This is a genomic window from Alteromonas sp. R7, assembly GCF_055755235.1.
Window position 1 is genome coordinate 51,800 of the sequence record NZ_JBVTQX010000013.1, and the last position, 15,536, is coordinate 67,335.

A 15,536-nucleotide genomic window follows, 5' to 3' on the forward strand; every position below is an offset into this window, starting at 1 on the left:
TAACAAGCCTTGCGGCGGTGTTGTCCCGATATTTTTATAAGAGTAACGGTCGACGTGAACTGCATATCGATTGCCACTGGGGTGCAAACCTAAGGCAGGACTGGAGAGGAACTGCCAAAGGCTTGCGGTTTTAAATTGTTATTATTGATGGCTCATGGCTGAGCCTAAATCTCTGTTCTTTTACCTGCTGCGAGCAACTATTTGTCATAAAGGCATAATAGTTACCTGGCGTGGGTAAAGTACTTATGGCCATTTATGGTTAATCAAGGTCAATACGCCATGACATTAACTTGGAAATGAAAAGCTCACTCCTTCTCGAATGCCGCTTGAAGGCCAACGTTGAGTAATGGTTTTGCGTTTGGTGTAGAAGCGTACGCCATCCGGGCCGTATGCGTGAAGGTCACCAAAGAGTGAGCGCTTCCAACCACCAAAGCTGTGATAAGACACGGGCACTGGCAGCGGTACGTTTATGCCTACCATGCCTACTTGGATATTGTCTGAGAAGTAGCGAGCAGCCTCGCCATCTCGGGTGAAAATGCACGTACCATTGCCGTATTCATGGCTGTCAATGAGCTGCATGGCTTGTTCCATGCTGTTAACGCGCATAACTTGTAGTACAGGGCCAAAAATCTCAGCTTTGTAGCTGGCCATTTCCGGCGTAACCTTGTCGATAAGCGTTGCACCTAAGAAGAACCCCGTTTCGTAGCCTTTTACGCAAGAGTCTCTGCCATCAACGACCACATCAGCCCCTTGCTCAGCCGCGCTGGTTATGTAGCCTTCTACTTTCTCTTTGTGCTGAAGTGTAATCAGTGGGCCGAAATCGTTAGTCGCATCGTCAAAAGCTCCTACTTTTAAGCTTTTCATGGCTGATTGCATTTTATCTACAATTTCATCCGCCACTTTGTCGCCTACGGCAACCACGACCGATAATGCCATGCAGCGCTCGCCTGACGAGCCAAAAGCAGCACCTAAAAGCTGATTTACTGCGTTGTCGATGTCGGCATCGGGCATCACAATAGCGTGGTTTTTAGCGCCACCTAATGCTTGGCAGCGCTTGCCATTAGCATTGGCTTTCGAATAGATGTATTCGGCGATGGGCGTTGAACCCACAAAACTCACCGCTTTAATGCGCTCGTCATCAAGTATTTGATCAACCGCTTCTTTGTCGCCATTTATAACGTTAAAAACGCCGTCGGGTAGCCCAGCTTCTTTAAGTAGCTTGGCTAGGAAAATAGCGCAGCTTGGATCTCGCTCAGAGGGTTTTAAAACAAAGGTGTTGCCGCATACAATGGCAAGCGGAAACATCCAAAGGGGCACCATGGCCGGAAAGTTAAATGGTGTAATTCCCGCCACTACGCCAAGAGGCTGAAACTCGCTCCATGAATCTATACTTGGCCCAACATTTTTACTGTGCTCGCCCTTTAACAACTGGGGTGCACCGCAGGCAAACTCAACATTTTCGATACCGCGCTGTAATTCGCCTGCCGCGTCGTGGCTTATCTTGCCGTGCTCCGCACCAATTAACGCAATAATTTCATCGGCATGTTCTTCTAGTAAGCTTTTAAATTTGAACATAACGCGAGCGCGCTTACTCACTGGCGTATTGCGCCACTCAACAAACGCATTTTGCGCGCTGACGATATCGTCGTTTACCGTCGCTTTTGACGCCAGTAAAACCAGTTTTTCTGCCTCGCCCGTCGCTGGGTTATAAACATCTTGCATGCGCCCCTTTGGGGTACAGGTTTCACCGTTAATAAAGTGGCCTACTACTTTCATTATTTGTCTAATCCTTTAGTTATACGTCTTTACAAGCGCTGTGATAGCCGCGCTGATAATATAAAAGGGCGTCGGCTTCTGGGTCTTGCTTGATATCCACTACCTGGCAAAAAATAACGTCGTGAGTGGCCACACTTTTAACGTCTGTAATTATGCAATCGAAGCTTACTGCAGCATCGGCAAGCCTTGGGCAGCCGGTCGTCGATTCAACCCAATCACCAATTTCAAAGCGTTCGTTCATGGGCGCTTTACCACCGAATGTGTTTGAAATTAACTGATGCTGTGAAGTAAGGGTGTTGATAACCAAATGCGTGCTGTTTTTAAATACCTGATGTACAGATGCACCGCGATTTAAACAAACCAATAAGGTTGCAGGGTTATCGCTTACGCTACATACGGCGGTCGCCGTAAAGCCTGCACGCCCTTCTGGGCCAATGGTTGTAACGACGTTTACCGCTGCCGCTAAACTCGACATACCTTCTCGATAAGCTTCGGGAGTTACCGGGGGAAGCACTTCTGTTACTGCGTTTTTTATTGCTGTAATAGTCATACAAATATCCTTTAAGTTGGCGTTACACGATGTGGCAGGCTTGCTCGAAACTTAAGCGAGGTAAGCGTTTATGTACTTTCTCTTTATCGCCGTAGCCAATGTTCAGTAAGAAATTCACCTTCCACGTGCTATCTGAAAAGAAAGTTTCGTTAAGTAATGTGGGGTTGAAACCAGACATGGCGCCAGCGTCAAGGCCTAGGGCGTGAACGGCGCTTATTAAGTAAGCCCCTTGCATAGAGCTATTGCGCATGGCGGTCTCATAGGCCGCTTCTGGACTTGAAGTAAACCAGCTTTTCGCATCTGCATAAGGGAATAACGTAGGAAGCTCTTCGTAGAACTCTTCGTCGTAGGCCACTATAACCGTACAGGGTGCGGTCATGGTTTGCTCAACATTACCGCTTGAAAGGCAAGGTTTGAGCTTTTCTCTCCCTTCATCTGAGGTAATGAAAACAAATCGCGCTGGGCTGCAATTTGCCGATGTTGAACCTACTTTTACTAAATCGTACAGCTGTTTCAACACGGCTTCTGAAATAGGTTTGTCGAGCCATTTGGTGTGGGTATGCGCATCGGTAAAGAGTTGGGCTAGTCCAGCGTCGTCAAGCGGGCTAGTTGTTTTAAACTCTGTATTTTGTGTATCAGTCATTTTAAATTCATTCCAGTTTTATCAAATCTTTTAAGCGCTACGCTATGCTCTCGGTTTTTGCGCTTAGCGCTTTTTAGCCATTACGTCATTGAGGCTGTAGCTTTGCAGCTTGTTTACAATGCATACGCCTCATCAGCTAAGAAACACCTCATAGCCTGATGCAGTGTCATGTTCACGTTAGGCCACTTGCCCTAAATAGCTGCGCAGCAGTTCATTAAACGCAATTGTGTTTGTAATGCTTGATGCATGCCCGCCGTATTCCATGACCGACAATTCGGCGTTGGGCATAGCTTCAGCCAGCATCTGTGAACGCTGCCACGGCACCAAGGTGTCGTCTTTGTTGGCAAGCGCTAACGTTGGTGTGGTGATGGCGTGCAAACTCTTATCAATATTGAACGTACTAAGGGCACCAATGCGGGCGAGCAAGTTTTCCTCGTTAGGGAAATGGTTGAGTAAGTGCGCCTCTTCCTCTGCCAAGTGGGCGGCATTCGCGGCTATCCAATCAGGCGGAAACAGCAGCAGCGCCTGAAGTTGCAAATACATGTCCTTTCTGCCTGCCGCCAATAACGCTTTGCGTATATTAAAGCAGCGCAATGTGTGCGGATTTGGACTGCTCCACGCATTTACCAGCACTAAACTTTGTAAAAGCTTAGGTTTAGACAAAGCAAGCTCAAGCCCCACCAAACCACCCAGCGCGTGACCGACGAAATGGCACGCTTGCACTTCAAGTTTTCTAAGAAGTGCAGCGAGTTCATCCGCCATATGTGAAATGCTGTAATTCGCTGGCAAGTCACCCACACTTTTGTTGGTGCCATAGTGATCGTAAGTGATCACTCTGTAGTCTTGGGCAAAGTCACCCAGTTGCGGCTGCCAAAATTTAGCTGCCCCGCCCAGCCCTGAACTAAACACAATCGTAGGTGCGTCGGGCGACGTCAGACCGTGTATTTCGTAATGTAACTTGTTACGCATTTCGCCGTTCATTTCGCCGCTAATGTGGGCGTAGCTTGCCTGCACATCAGAATGCATAAAGCTCACCTATATAAAACCAGTGGGCGCAGTTCGCGGGAAGTCCAAACATAATCACCTACCCAATGTGTGCTACAGACGCAATTTCAATTAAGGCTTCAGGCTTTACCAGCCCAACCTTAATGCAGTAGCGCGCTGGCTTTTCACCTGGAAAGTATTCGGCGTACACCTTGTTTACCGCGGCGTAGTCATCCCAATCGGTAATAAAAATTGAGTTGAAGGTGACGTCATCCATAGTGCCGCCCGCTTCTTCGATGACACTTTTAATGGTTTCTAGAACGTGGCGCGTTTGTGCTTCGGCGTCGCCGACGTGGACTACGTCGTTGTTTTCGTCAAACGGTAAGGTACCTGACACATACAGAATATTGTCAGCTATAGAGCCTGGAACAAAAGGAGCTATTGGCGTTGATGTACCTGCTGGAATAATGGCTTTCTTTGGCATGTTCTTATCCTTTTCGTTGCGCTTTCTATGCGTTGCTGCCTAGCGCCTATAAGTGGTTTACTTCAATTCGTGCTAACTGATTTATCGTGTTGTTTTTGTCTGCGTTGGCTAGTAGATGCTAAGAAGAAAGCACCTAACTCGTCCCTTCAAATACTTCACAGAACTGCACGGTGGTAGACACCCACCCGAAAAACGTCTGAATGTTGAAAAGTGAGGCCTCGTGAATATCTGGCGGGCCAGCTTGATATGCCGCATCGGCCAGCACCACACCAAAATATTCCAGGTGGAAGCCATCGCGCAGCGTAGATTCCACACAGACATTGGTTGCAATGCCTGTAAACACTAAGTTGCGAATACCGCGTGCGCGCAGCATGCTGTCTAAATTAGTATTGTAAAAACCGCTGTAACGGGTTTTAGGAATAATGATGTCGCCATCTTGAGGCTTTAGCGCATCGACAAGCGCGTAATCCCAAGTCCCCTTGGCGAGCAAACTTCCCTTAAGCTCTGGTTGTTTGCGCATGGTTTTAAGGGCATTAGACTTATACCAGTTCGGCGAACCAGGGCCGCCGGCCTCTTTGTAGTCGGCATCCCATCCATTTTGTAAGAACACCACAGGCATGCCTGCAGCCCGCGCTGTTTCAAGCACTTTAGTGGTGTTTTCAATGACTGGCGCCGTAGTGGACACATCAAAACCCGCCTTGTCTAAGTAGCCGTTTTTACTGGTATAAGCGTTTTGCAAATCCACCACAATAACGGCAGTTTCCGCAGGGTTTAACGTCAACGGTTCAGGCTTAGCTGGCAGTACGGGCTGCCCCGTCTGGCGCGCTTGAAAGCACCCTGAGACCTCAAATATTTCACCTGCTGACATTAGGCGGCTCCCGATGTGCTAAGCAAATGCTGACGGGATTTCATTAGCGGCTGAATTTTAGTGCCGAAATCATCCATGCCTTTAAGGAAGTCATCGAAGGTCAGCAATACACCTTTACAGCCCGGCACTGTGGCTATTTCATCAAGCATAGAGGCCACCGACTCATAGGAACCCACCAGCGTCCCCATGTTCAGGTTTACTGCTGAGGTTGGGTTGGTCATATCGCGGATATTCGTGTCTTTACCCGATTTCTTATCAGCAGCTCCTTGCGTTGCCATCCAGTCCAACGCTGACTGATCTTTGCCGTCTTTATAGCTTTTCCATTTCGCCATGGCGGCTTCATCCGTCTCATCGGCAATAACCATGATAAGTACCGCTGAACCTACGCTGCGACCGTGTTTTTCAGCCGCTTCAGTTAAGCGCGCTGCGGTTGGTGCAAAAGCGGTAGGTGTATTTACGCCTTTACCAAAGCAGAAATTATAGTCGGCATGACGGGCAGAGAAATCCATGCCTGCTGCGCTTTGACCGGCACAGATAAGTGGAATTTTTCGCTGTGGCTTGGGCAACATTCGGCAATCATCCATTTGGAAATGCTCGCCTTTAAAATCGCTTTTTCCGGTTTCCCATAATTCTTTGACTACCTGAATGTATTCATCCAAATACTCATAGCGGTTACCGAAAAATTCATCGCCCGGCCACATACCCATTTGCGAGTATTCAGGGCGTTGCCAGCCAGTGACTAGGTTTACGCCAAAACGTCCGTTGGAGATAGAGTCGATGGTACTGGCCATGCGCGCCATGATTGCAGGCGGCAAGACTAGTGTGGCAGCCGTGGCATATAGTTGAATTTTTGAGGTAACAGCAGCAAGGCCTGCCATTAACGTAAACGACTCTAAGTTGTAGTCCCAAAATTCGGTTTCACCGCCAAACCCTCGCAGTTTGATCATAGAGAGCGCAAAATCCATATCGTACTTTTCAGCCTTCATTACAATCTCTTTGTTGAGATCGAAGGAAGGTTTGAACTGAGGCGAATTTTTCGAAATTAGCCAGCCGTTGTTCCCAATCGGAATAAATACACCTATATCCATGTTGTACCTCTGCTTGTATGCGTTTTAAGCGGTTTATCCCGCTTTTTTTAAGGTTGCCGAATTCAAAACATTGAAGTGGCGGTATACTTAGTGAACAGCATAAAGCAGGCCAATTCATTTAATCTATAAATTTCAGCAACTTACAAAATTCAGCAACCCAAATTGGACTTATTGGTTCAATTTAGAACACCAAGTCCAGTGCAATTGAACTTAATTGGTGCATATTTGTGCAAATGGGTTTATAGCGACGAGAACTCCACGTAAACTAAGCGCCTGATCACGGAAATTCCGGTAAAGAAGAGACGAGTAGTGAGTAAATCTGAAGGTCAAACAATTACGAAATCAGCGAGAGCATTTAGCCCGACCACGCAAAAGCGAAGAGAAAAAGCGTTATTAGAAAAGCGTACTCGCATTATGGATGCTGCCCTTTCCTTGTTCTCAAAGAACGGCGTGAGTGGCACCACTGTAGAGCAAGTATCGGAACTAGCGAATGTCTCAAAAAGTAATTTACTGTATTACTTTAAAAGTAAAGAGGGTTTGTACTTATCGGTTATTACCCACCTTTTAGATGTGTGGTTAACGCCCCTTCAGAGCTTTTCAGCAGAACAAGACCCTATAGAAACCCTGAGCGACTACATTAAAGTAAAACTTGAAATGTCGAGGGACAATCCAGCTGAATCTAAGCTTTTTTGTATGGAAGTGGTACAAGGTGCCCCTCTTTTAATAAAGGAATTAGAAACGCCGCTCAAAACACTGCTGGACGCGAAAAGCGCCGTCATTATCGAATGGATTGAAGCGGGTAAGCTAAAGCCTGTTGACCCTATACACTTGATATTCAGCATTTGGGCCATTACTCAGCATTACGCCGATTTCAGCGTGCAGATCAAAGCCGTAACCGGTAAAGATTTAAGCGATCCCGCTTTCTTCGAGAGCACGCTAAGCAACATTCAGCACATTATTTTAGGCGGGCTAAAGCCAGCGTAATACTTGATGCATGAGTTGCCATGGGCGTGGAATAAATTTGAGGGAGGGTCTTTTGGCGCTCTCGCATGTGGAGGACATTAACCACTCTTACAATGGTAATAGTGACGAACTTTCTTTCAAAAAACCTTCCAGTCGCTCGACCTGGGTAATTGCCACGCCCCCGTAGCGCTTTTCAATCAACTTTAAATCATACAGCTTCGTTAATGATTTATGTGCGGTAAGTACGGTAACGCCCAATCTTTCAGCATAATCGCTTTGCCTTAACGGTATAAAGACGTGCTTAGAGGTAAGATACGATTGATAAATTAGCTTAGCTAACTGGACGTGAGTGGGTAAGCGTCGAATATCATCCAACCTTTCCAGCGCCGAGTGAAGCTTTATTGCCAGTGACCGGGTGATGAATTCAGCAATCGCTGGATGTTGGCTTGTCAGAGAACGAAAAGCAGGTTCAGATATTTGTAATACCTTACATTCCGTTAGCGCTTCAGCGTGATGCGTTCTTGCAAGTGATGCATACAATGTGAACTCGCCAAACGTATCTCCTCGTTGCAATACAGTAGTAATTTGATAACTGCCGTCCAGGCCATAATTACCAATCTTTACTTCTCCTGATACCACAACAGACAGCCCTTTGTTTTTACTTCCCCTATCGTGAATTGTCGAGGTAGCCGCATAGGTTCTTAGCGTTCCAAAAGGCAAACAAAGCTCGACGTAGTCGTCAGGCATAATGGTTTGCTGCTTGCCGTGAATGTAAGACATGACATTCAAATCTATACAAGTATATATTCTTACATGTTAACGCAATGTAAATTCACTCTCAACAATCTCTTGGTAGGAGTCATTACAATGGGTTATCAATGGGCAATTTTAGCGGTTTTTATCATGTTTGCTTTGCTGGAAGCGAAGAATGGTAAGCTATTTAAAAAAGCGACAGAAGTAAGCGATGATGGAAAAGTAGAGCTGATAGGTACGTTACTCTTATTTATTGTAACCCAGCCACTGGTTCTATTTTGTTCTGCAACAATGATGGCACTAGCATTTCCCCAATATCAGGGAATACTTGTAGATTCCCCTATTCTCTTGCACATAGCGCTACTTTTGATTTTCGATGACATGATGCAATATTGGTGGCATAGGCTCTCACATTCCACCCGATTTCTTTACAACTTACATAGAGCCCACCATAACGCTAAGTACATGAGCGTTCGCATTATTTACAGAAATAACTTTTTCTATTACCTGTTTATGCCTTCGCTATGGTTTTCCGGTGCACTAATTTACCTAGGATTGGGTTGGACCTATGCCTTTTACTTGGTGATTAAACTTACCGTTATCACTGGCGCCCACGCGGAGTGGAAATGGGATAAGAGACTTTACAATATTCGGAGGTTACATCCTGTGGCCTGGGTAATTGAACGCACGATATCAACGCCTTCAACACATAGTGCGCATCACGGATTAAAAGCCGATGACGGCGTGACCAACTATAAAGGTAATTATGGAAATCTGTTGTTCTTTTGGGATGTGCTATTTGGTACCGCTAAGATCACCAGGCAGTATCCTGCGCAATACGGTATTGAGGGGGTGTTTTACGCCAACTGGAAAGAACAGCTTATTTGGCCGCTTTATAAAACACCACGAAAGCCTAGAGTAGTGCACATTCCATCGACGAAAGTGAACGATGCTAGCCAACCTTTGATACCGAACACAAAACAAATACCTACGGGTGAAACAATTGAAAGTAAAGCCTAGCGCATTGATACGCAGCAAGTGGGTTCGTGCTAGAATAGGGTCTTAATCTAGAACAAGCAGCGGCACTTTATGAATCAACAACCCAATAACCCCTTACATGGCTTAACGCTAGAGAAAATCGTCACGCAACTTCACGAGCGTTACGGATGGGATGGATTGTATTACCGCATCAAAGTGAACTGCTTTAATAACGATCCTTCGATTAAATCGTCACTTAAGTTTCTTAGAAAAACCCAATGGGCGCGAGATAAAGTAGAGCAGCTTTATATACAGACGTTTAGTAATAATGCCTCAAATAGTGAATCTTAAAGCCATTTGAGCCGCCAAAACTTGAAACCGGTTTCCACAAAAACGATTCAAGTGGGTCTGAGCCGCTTGGGACATTAGACAAATAAACCAAGCATTAGTACGAGAAAAAGCCCAATAAAACCTATTAGGGTTGCCATACACGTCCAAGACACAAACGTGTCTTTCACAGAAATATCAAAATAACGGTTTACGATCCAAAACCCCGTATCGTTCACGTGAGACATGGCCGTAGCGCCTGCCGCTATTGCAATTGTCATCAGGGCGAGTACTGATGGTGAAAACGCCAGTTCCTGCACTACAGGGCCCATTAAACCAGCAGCCGTTAACATGGCCACCGTAGCCGAGCCCTGAATAATTCTGACTGAAATTGCGATAAGAAACCCGGCTGCCAATGGTGGGAGCGGCGATAATGCGACAACATCGGCGAAGGCCTGCCCCGCCCCAGAATCGATGAGCACTTGTTTAAACATGCCACCCGCGCCTGTCACCAGTATGACTAAGGCAACCGGCTCTAACCCTCTTGATGCAATGTTTCTAATTTGTTCGCTTGATAAGCCTTGCTTCTTCCCTAGCACTTTAAAACAAGCAATGGTTGCAATGGTCAGGGCGATAAAGGGATGCCCAATAAATAGCAACGCCTCTTTCAAGAAACTATCGGGCAACGTGAACTTCGCTAATGTTCCAATCAAAATAGCCACCAGAGGGAATATCAGTAGCGCAGCCACTGAGGTAAAACTTGGAAGGTGTGCTGGTTTATTGTGCGACGCCTCTAAAATGTGAGCAGGAACCGGAACATACAAGCGCTTGGCCAAAAACGTTGCATAAATTGGACCGGCTAAACATGCGCAAGGTACGCCCACAATAAAGCCGAATAATATGACTAAACCGATATCTGCCCCTAAAATTGAGGCTACCGCTACAGGTCCTGGTGTTGGAGGAATAAAAGCGTGAGTGACAGCGAGCCCTGCTGTGAGCGGGATTCCGTAATAAATAAGCGACTTTCCTGATTTCTTTGCTAACGAGTAAATAAGAGGCATTAATATGATAAGCCCCACTTCAAAGAAGACAGGTATAGCAACAAGAAACCCCGTTAACACAACCGCCCACTGACTATTCTTATTACCAAATTTATTGTTGATAGTTTGCGAAAGCCTATCAATGCCGCCGGATTCTTCTAAGAATTGCCCGAACATAGCACCAAGGCCAACAATGGTCGCTACAAATCCCAACGTGTTGCCCATGCCTGACTGCATGGAAGCCAGTACGTCGGCCGCTTGCATTCCCGTACCCAGGCCAACAAACGCTGCTGCCACAAGAATAGCGATAAAAGCATGAACTTTTCTAACTACAACTAAATATGTGAGAAGCACAATGCTACAAATGGCGACAAAAAGAAGGGAAAAAGTATCGGTCATACGTGCTCTCTGGTACCTGTTAGTGACATTGTCTTCATGTCGACGAAGCCATAATACGGAAATCACCCGCTACCTTTACAAGCTAAGTTGAAAAACCCAGCCAATGTTAAATATTTATTAATACAAGATAGCTATCTGGTAACACTATTATAATCACCCCTTGAACGCAACCGGTTCCCAAACTAATATTTATGAGTAAGATGGAGACCAAATAACTCGCTCTTGATGTACTCCTGAATTTTAATGTGAGAGATAAGCTTATGACCCATTGCCATGTATTTTTCGTTTCGGGAGTTTCAGGGACGGGAAAATCGACATTGAGCCAGCATTTAGCCCAACGTTTTGACATGCCTTTCGAAGAAGGAGATCGTTACCATAGCGAGGCAAACGTAGAGAAAATGTCTTCAGGTATACCACTGCAGGATGCAGACAGATGGGAGTGGTTAATTACGTTAAACATGATTGCCAAGCAACACATTCACGCCGACCGGAACGTGGTTATAAGCTGTTCAGCGCTGCGCTCAGCCTATCGAGACGTGCTAACCAAAGATATCGCGTCTCACTGCCACTTTATTTACCTTCATGCGTCACAGTCTGTGCTTAGTGCGCGATTAAAACAACGGGAGCATTTTTTTAACGGTGATGCTATGCTCGAAAGCCAGTTTGCAGCCTTAGAGCTGCCTTCTAAAGACAACGCATTCATTATTGATGTTACACAAACTTTCGAGTGTGTTTCTCAGCAGGCGGAAGACTTTATACGCCCTTTGATATCGAATTAAACATCACGACATTAACACTCACTTCCGCGCGGAATAGCGGACCTAGCAGCACATAAAAAGATCGAAAAATGAGTAAGGTAAAAAAGTCACGCACAAAAATATCAGACGTAGCCAATCATTTGGGCGTTCACAAAACTACCGTATCTCGTGCGCTTAATAATTCTAGTGGCATTTCTAAATCACTCGCCCTTAAGATCAAAAATGCAGCGCGAGAACTAAACTATATTCCGAACCGCGCCGCCCAATCATTATGCTCAGACAATAATAGAACCATCGCGTTATTGCTTCCGTCTTTTGGAAACAACGTGTTTAACGATGTGATGTTAGGCGTGAAGGCCATTGCCGACAAAGCCAATTATGCGTTGATGATTGGCGACTCGACCTATACCGAGCTTGGCGAGGAGCGTACTGTCGAATCTTACATTCAACAGAACGTGAGTGGATTCATTCTTACTTCTACGCGCCACACTGAAGAAACGAGAAAAATGCTGCTAGCCACAGGGACGCCTGTAGCCGAAATTATGGATATTTCTAGTGAGCCTTTTGATATTAACTACGGGGTAAACAACGAATTAGCAGCCCAGTCTATGACCCAGCATCTTATCGACAAAGGGCGTCGCAACATTGCTTTTTGCTCATTGTATTTAGATTGGCGTGCAATATTGAGAAAGCAGGGCTGGGCAACCGCACTGGACAATGCTGAGTTGTCCGCCGAGCGATATGTTTCCTCTAGAGCCGACGCCACATTTCAAGCTGGTGCTGAGCTTCTTTCAGAAACACTGCATAAATGGCCGGACACTGATGCGCTATTTTTTGTGAGTGACGAGCTTGCTGCTGGCGCGGTGATGGAATGTAATAGACGAGGTATCAAGCCTGGTAAGGATATCGATATCTGCGGTTTCAATGACTTGAGTTTTGCGCGCTCAATTTACCCTACCCTAACCACCGTATCAGTCCCGCGCCGTAAGATGGCAGAAATGGCAGCTGAATCATTGATATCGCTAATAGAGGGCGAAGACGTTGAACAAGCGAGCCAAGTTCTACCTTTTGAGCTTAAAATACGAGAAACCGCTTAGTAGACGTTTGGCAGCTTTAGCCCCTAGACTTGGTGCTCGTAAACCTGCGTTTCCTAACCTATTGCCTTTGAAGTTAGTCCTCAAAAACCCAGTGATAGTGCCATTTTAACGAAATTGCAGGGTCGTAAAGAAAACTCCCCTGCACACTCGCTCGATATTAAAGTGTAACCATTACTATTTAGGCATCAGTATAGAGTGTAGTTATCCACTTCTCTTCATTGATGAAATTCCAGCTCCAGTCGGCCCACTTATCGTCTAAGCCCATCGCTTTAACTTCATCGAGGGTTTTGCCGTCTTGCTTAAGTGCCTTAACGTAGCTGAACGTTTCAGAGATCATAGCTAAAAATGCGCTGTATTCTTGCTTGTTACTGATGTCGCCGTGGCCAGGAATAATAACGGTTTCATCGTCTATTTTAGCAAGCAGCTGTTTTACTGAGTCCATATAGCCTTCCACATTACCGCCAGCACCTTGGTCGATGTAGGGAAAGCGACCATTAAAGAACAAGTCGCCGGTGTGCATAACGTTGGGTTGCTCGAACCACACTACGCTATCGCCGTCGGTGTGGCCTACTGCTAAGTGCAGCACGTGAAGGGTTTCACCATTGAAGTAAATTTTTATTCCGTCTTCATAGGTGATAGTTGGCAGCGCTTCCGGTTTTATCTTTTCATCGTTAGCTAGACGAACACGCACATTTTCGTGCGCCAGAATGGTCGCACCTTTATGGCTGTGGAAAAACGCATTAGAGCCTGTGTGATCGCCGTGATAGTGCGTGTTTATCACATACTTTGGCTTGTCACTCCCGAGCTCACCAAGCTGGGCCGCTATCTTTTCTGCAAGCGGCGCAAATTGATCGTCGATGATCAAAACACCGTCTTCCCCAGCAGATACGCCGATATTTCCACCTGCACCTGTAAGCATGTGCACTGAGCCTTTTATCGCTGTCGCTTTAACTTCGACATCGGCAAATCTATCTTGTGCATTTGCGGGATTAATCGTTGAATAAACCAAAGGGCTCGCAGCAATAAACGCAGCCAAAATGTGTGCGCTAAAACGAGGTGCAGTTTTCATTATTATTTCCTTGTAAGAAGCCTGTTTATTAAAGACCTCTTACACTATGACCTAATTTCACAATTAGATCATTTTTTCATCACCTGGAATATTGCCAACATAGGCAAAACGGGGGAGTGTTTCTCCGTCTTTTTCAACCGACTCAACAAACATATCTAGTGGACGAACCCAAAGCGCTTTTTCGCCGTAGCATGGGCGGTAAACCACTAGCTTACTTTCATCTTCTGAATGCGTCGCCACTTCGTATACATCGTATAAATTACCTTTGTAATGCTTGTAGCGACCTGGGGTTTTAAGTTCTTTCGAGTCCATAACGTCCTTCATTAAAGTGGAAAAAAATAGTAAGGGTTAGCCAATCGCTTTCATTTGCCAAAGATTAAATGGTCTTAGAAACTAAACTCTGTGGGATTGGCCTTTTATCGGGTAATACAAAAGCGTCAGTCTATCGCATAGTATCAGTGCGTTAAGTATAACAAGTGGTTAGATTGAGGCTACTGCATGTTAGTACTCAAAAAGTACTGAGCTTATTGGCTAAATCGGTTCAAAAGGCAACACCAATTGCTGTGTTGATTGGTCGGCAGCAAGGCCTATGTGAACGCCAACAAGACGAATACCCCGCCCTGTTGCTCGTTCGAAGGCTTCCTGCATTAACGTGCGAAAATACGCTTCATCAAGCGTGGCACAGCGGTGTTCTACCGTGGTTAGTTGGAAGTCGTTAAACTTAAGCTTAACGCCCTGCGTGCGAATACGTACCGGCTTACCCGTACGCTTCTTGTGATTTTCCATTCGCTCTTGAAGCTTTTCAAATAAATGTGGCAAAAAATCTATGCATTGCTCGAAGGTGTGAATGTCTTCGCTTAGCGTGCGCTCTACGCCGATAGACTTTCGCTCACGAGATACCGATAGTTCACGCTCATCAATACCGTGAGCACGCTCCCACAGCACACTGCCAAATTTACCCAGCTCTTTTTGAATGCGCTCAAAAGGGTATTGGCGAACATCGTCGCAGGTATTAAGCCCCATACGCTGAAGCTTTTGCATGGTGACTTTGCCTACGCCCGGTATTTTTTTTAGTGGCATTTCGCGTACAAACTCATCGAGCTTATCAGGAGTAATAACACAAATTCCATCAGGCTTATTTTCATCGCTCGCCACTTTTGCCACAAACTTACAAGGCGCAACACCTGCTGAAGCTGTAAGCCCAAGTTCATTTTTAATGCGTTCACGTATTTCTTCAGCAATTAACGTGGCGCTGCCACCGCAAAATTCACTGTTAGTCACGTCTAGGTAGGCTTCATCTAATGATAAAGGCTCAATGAGGTCGGTATAATCAGCAAATATCTTACGTATTTTTTGCGACTCGGCAGCGTACACATCCATGCGCCCTTTTACGAGGGTCAAGTTTGGGCATAGCTTTAAAGCATACGCTGTAGCCATAGCTGAGCGCACACCAAATTTTCGGGCGGGATAGTTACAGGTAGAAATAACCCCTCGACGGTCGGCACTGCCGCCTATCGCAATGGGAATATCGCGCAAGGCTGGGTTGTCGCGCATTTCAACTGCGGCGTAAAAACAATCCATGTCGACGTGGATAATTTTTCGCATTACCTGCCTTTGTTCTTTACGTGCTTACGCAAAACTGTATAAAAAGACAGTATATTATTAAAAGCGTTTAATTACACTATGTCGTTGTCGATTCTTGATAAGATTGATGCCTCACACGCATGATTCAAGGCAATGTTGAACAGGAATTAATACA

General features: G+C 45.8%; 17 protein-coding genes. 5 read left to right on the plus strand and 12 right to left on the minus strand.

What is annotated here, in order from left to right; genetic code table 11:
• Positions 1–285 precede the first annotated feature (285 nt).
• From AC0J2X_RS17870 to rutA, 7 genes are all read right to left on the minus strand, one after another.
• Positions 286–1,776 carry a CoA-acylating methylmalonate-semialdehyde dehydrogenase gene (locus AC0J2X_RS17870; protein WP_472996262.1) on the minus strand — a complete coding sequence of 497 codons (1,491 nt, stop codon included), beginning with the start codon at positions 1,774–1,776 and terminating at the stop codon, positions 286–288.
• A gap of 19 nt (positions 1,777–1,795) precedes the next feature.
• A complete protein-coding gene (locus tag AC0J2X_RS17875) occupies positions 1,796–2,326 on the minus strand; it encodes a flavin reductase (protein ID WP_278344125.1) in 531 nt (176 codons plus the stop codon).
• A 22-nt stretch (positions 2,327–2,348) separates the two neighbouring features.
• Positions 2,349–2,969, minus strand: coding sequence for a malonic semialdehyde reductase (locus AC0J2X_RS17880; RefSeq protein WP_049586946.1), 621 nt, complete (start codon positions 2,967–2,969; stop codon positions 2,349–2,351).
• Positions 2,970–3,146: 177 nt separating this feature from the next.
• Entirely contained in the window at positions 3,147–3,995 is an 849-nt protein-coding gene (gene rutD / locus AC0J2X_RS17885; RefSeq protein ID WP_239240220.1) for a pyrimidine utilization protein D, read from the minus strand.
• A gap of 58 nt (positions 3,996–4,053) precedes the next feature.
• Positions 4,054–4,437 carry a pyrimidine utilization protein C gene (rutC, locus tag AC0J2X_RS17890; RefSeq protein ID WP_239245985.1) on the minus strand — a complete coding sequence of 128 codons (384 nt, stop codon included), beginning with the start codon at positions 4,435–4,437 and terminating at the stop codon, positions 4,054–4,056.
• A gap of 133 nt (positions 4,438–4,570) precedes the next feature.
• Positions 4,571–5,305 (minus strand): pyrimidine utilization protein B, encoded by a 735-nt coding sequence (gene rutB, locus AC0J2X_RS17895; protein ID WP_278344126.1) that lies wholly within the window; start codon positions 5,303–5,305, stop codon positions 4,571–4,573.
• A complete protein-coding gene (rutA, locus tag AC0J2X_RS17900; protein WP_278344127.1) occupies positions 5,305–6,393 on the minus strand; it encodes a pyrimidine utilization protein A in 1,089 nt (362 codons plus the stop codon). The genes rutB and rutA overlap by 1 nt, the downstream gene beginning before the upstream one ends.
• A gap of 309 nt (positions 6,394–6,702) precedes the next feature.
• Here rutA and rutR point away from each other — a divergent pair, with 309 nt between their 5' ends.
• On the plus strand, positions 6,703–7,377 hold the full coding sequence (rutR, locus tag AC0J2X_RS17905; RefSeq protein ID WP_014950781.1) for an HTH-type transcriptional regulator RutR: 675 nt from the start codon (positions 6,703–6,705) through the stop codon (positions 7,375–7,377).
• Positions 7,378–7,464: 87 nt separating this feature from the next.
• Here rutR and AC0J2X_RS17910 read toward each other — a convergent pair whose 3' ends face one another.
• Positions 7,465–8,136 (minus strand): Crp/Fnr family transcriptional regulator, encoded by a 672-nt coding sequence (locus AC0J2X_RS17910; RefSeq protein ID WP_278344128.1) that lies wholly within the window; start codon positions 8,134–8,136, stop codon positions 7,465–7,467.
• Between the two features lie 87 nt (positions 8,137–8,223).
• On the opposite strand from AC0J2X_RS17910, the gene AC0J2X_RS17915 reads away from it, so the two are divergent.
• Both AC0J2X_RS17915 and AC0J2X_RS17920 read left to right on the plus strand, forming a co-directional pair.
• Positions 8,224–9,129: a sterol desaturase family protein gene (locus tag AC0J2X_RS17915; protein ID WP_278344129.1), complete on the plus strand. Its 906-nt coding sequence runs from the start codon at positions 8,224–8,226 to the stop codon at positions 9,127–9,129.
• A gap of 69 nt (positions 9,130–9,198) precedes the next feature.
• The gene (locus AC0J2X_RS17920) at positions 9,199–9,438 is read left to right on the plus strand and encodes a VF530 family protein (protein WP_278344130.1); all 240 of its coding nucleotides are present in this window, start codon (positions 9,199–9,201) and stop codon (positions 9,436–9,438) included.
• Positions 9,439–9,512: 74 nt separating this feature from the next.
• Here AC0J2X_RS17920 and AC0J2X_RS17925 read toward each other — a convergent pair whose 3' ends face one another.
• Positions 9,513–10,853 carry a GntP family permease gene (locus AC0J2X_RS17925; RefSeq protein ID WP_472996263.1) on the minus strand — a complete coding sequence of 447 codons (1,341 nt, stop codon included), beginning with the start codon at positions 10,851–10,853 and terminating at the stop codon, positions 9,513–9,515.
• A 260-nt stretch (positions 10,854–11,113) separates the two neighbouring features.
• Here AC0J2X_RS17925 and AC0J2X_RS17930 point away from each other — a divergent pair, with 260 nt between their 5' ends.
• Positions 11,114–11,632, plus strand: coding sequence for a gluconokinase (locus tag AC0J2X_RS17930; protein WP_472996264.1), 519 nt, complete (start codon positions 11,114–11,116; stop codon positions 11,630–11,632).
• A gap of 68 nt (positions 11,633–11,700) precedes the next feature.
• Positions 11,701–12,708 carry a LacI family DNA-binding transcriptional regulator gene (locus AC0J2X_RS17935; protein ID WP_472996265.1) on the plus strand — a complete coding sequence of 336 codons (1,008 nt, stop codon included), beginning with the start codon at positions 11,701–11,703 and terminating at the stop codon, positions 12,706–12,708.
• Between the two features lie 178 nt (positions 12,709–12,886).
• On the opposite strand, the gene AC0J2X_RS17940 is transcribed toward AC0J2X_RS17935, so the two are convergent.
• The 3 genes from AC0J2X_RS17940 to dinB form a co-directional block, all read right to left on the minus strand.
• Complete coding sequence (locus tag AC0J2X_RS17940) at positions 12,887–13,777, minus strand: MBL fold metallo-hydrolase (RefSeq protein ID WP_472996266.1); 891 nt, start codon at positions 13,775–13,777, stop codon at positions 12,887–12,889.
• 63 nt (positions 13,778–13,840) lie between these two features.
• Positions 13,841–14,089 (minus strand): DUF1653 domain-containing protein, encoded by a 249-nt coding sequence (locus AC0J2X_RS17945; protein WP_462573632.1) that lies wholly within the window; start codon positions 14,087–14,089, stop codon positions 13,841–13,843.
• Positions 14,090–14,308: 219 nt separating this feature from the next.
• On the minus strand, positions 14,309–15,382 hold the full coding sequence (dinB, locus tag AC0J2X_RS17950) for a DNA polymerase IV (RefSeq protein WP_014950790.1): 1,074 nt from the start codon (positions 15,380–15,382) through the stop codon (positions 14,309–14,311).
• Positions 15,383–15,536 lie beyond the last annotated feature (154 nt).

What these genes read in the sequence shown, in the direction of transcription:
- rutC (WP_239245985.1), bottom strand. Translation starts at nt 4,437, where the DNA reads ATGCCAAAGAAAGCCATTATTCCAGCAGGTACATCAACGCCAATAGCT.
- AC0J2X_RS17920 (WP_278344130.1), top strand. Translation starts at nt 9,199, where the DNA reads ATGAATCAACAACCCAATAACCCCTTACATGGCTTAACGCTAGAGAAA.
- rutD (WP_239240220.1), bottom strand. Translation starts at nt 3,995, where the DNA reads ATGCATTCTGATGTGCAGGCAAGCTACGCCCACATTAGCGGCGAAATG.
- AC0J2X_RS17945 (WP_462573632.1), bottom strand. Translation starts at nt 14,089, where the DNA reads ATGGACTCGAAAGAACTTAAAACCCCAGGTCGCTACAAGCATTACAAA.
- rutA (WP_278344127.1), bottom strand. Translation starts at nt 6,393, where the DNA reads ATGGATATAGGTGTATTTATTCCGATTGGGAACAACGGCTGGCTAATT.
- AC0J2X_RS17880 (WP_049586946.1), bottom strand. Translation starts at nt 2,969, where the DNA reads ATGACTGATACACAAAATACAGAGTTTAAAACAACTAGCCCGCTTGAC.
- rutB (WP_278344126.1), bottom strand. Translation starts at nt 5,305, where the DNA reads ATGTCAGCAGGTGAAATATTTGAGGTCTCAGGGTGCTTTCAAGCGCGC.
- dinB (WP_014950790.1), bottom strand. Translation starts at nt 15,382, where the DNA reads ATGCGAAAAATTATCCACGTCGACATGGATTGTTTTTACGCCGCAGTT.
- AC0J2X_RS17875 (WP_278344125.1), bottom strand. Translation starts at nt 2,326, where the DNA reads ATGACTATTACAGCAATAAAAAACGCAGTAACAGAAGTGCTTCCCCCG.
- AC0J2X_RS17930 (WP_472996264.1), top strand. Translation starts at nt 11,114, where the DNA reads ATGACCCATTGCCATGTATTTTTCGTTTCGGGAGTTTCAGGGACGGGA.
- AC0J2X_RS17940 (WP_472996266.1), bottom strand. Translation starts at nt 13,777, where the DNA reads ATGAAAACTGCACCTCGTTTTAGCGCACACATTTTGGCTGCGTTTATT.
- AC0J2X_RS17915 (WP_278344129.1), top strand. Translation starts at nt 8,224, where the DNA reads ATGGGTTATCAATGGGCAATTTTAGCGGTTTTTATCATGTTTGCTTTG.
- AC0J2X_RS17910 (WP_278344128.1), bottom strand. Translation starts at nt 8,136, where the DNA reads ATGTCTTACATTCACGGCAAGCAGCAAACCATTATGCCTGACGACTAC.
- AC0J2X_RS17925 (WP_472996263.1), bottom strand. Translation starts at nt 10,853, where the DNA reads ATGACCGATACTTTTTCCCTTCTTTTTGTCGCCATTTGTAGCATTGTG.
- AC0J2X_RS17870 (WP_472996262.1), bottom strand. Translation starts at nt 1,776, where the DNA reads ATGAAAGTAGTAGGCCACTTTATTAACGGTGAAACCTGTACCCCAAAG.
- AC0J2X_RS17935 (WP_472996265.1), top strand. Translation starts at nt 11,701, where the DNA reads ATGAGTAAGGTAAAAAAGTCACGCACAAAAATATCAGACGTAGCCAAT.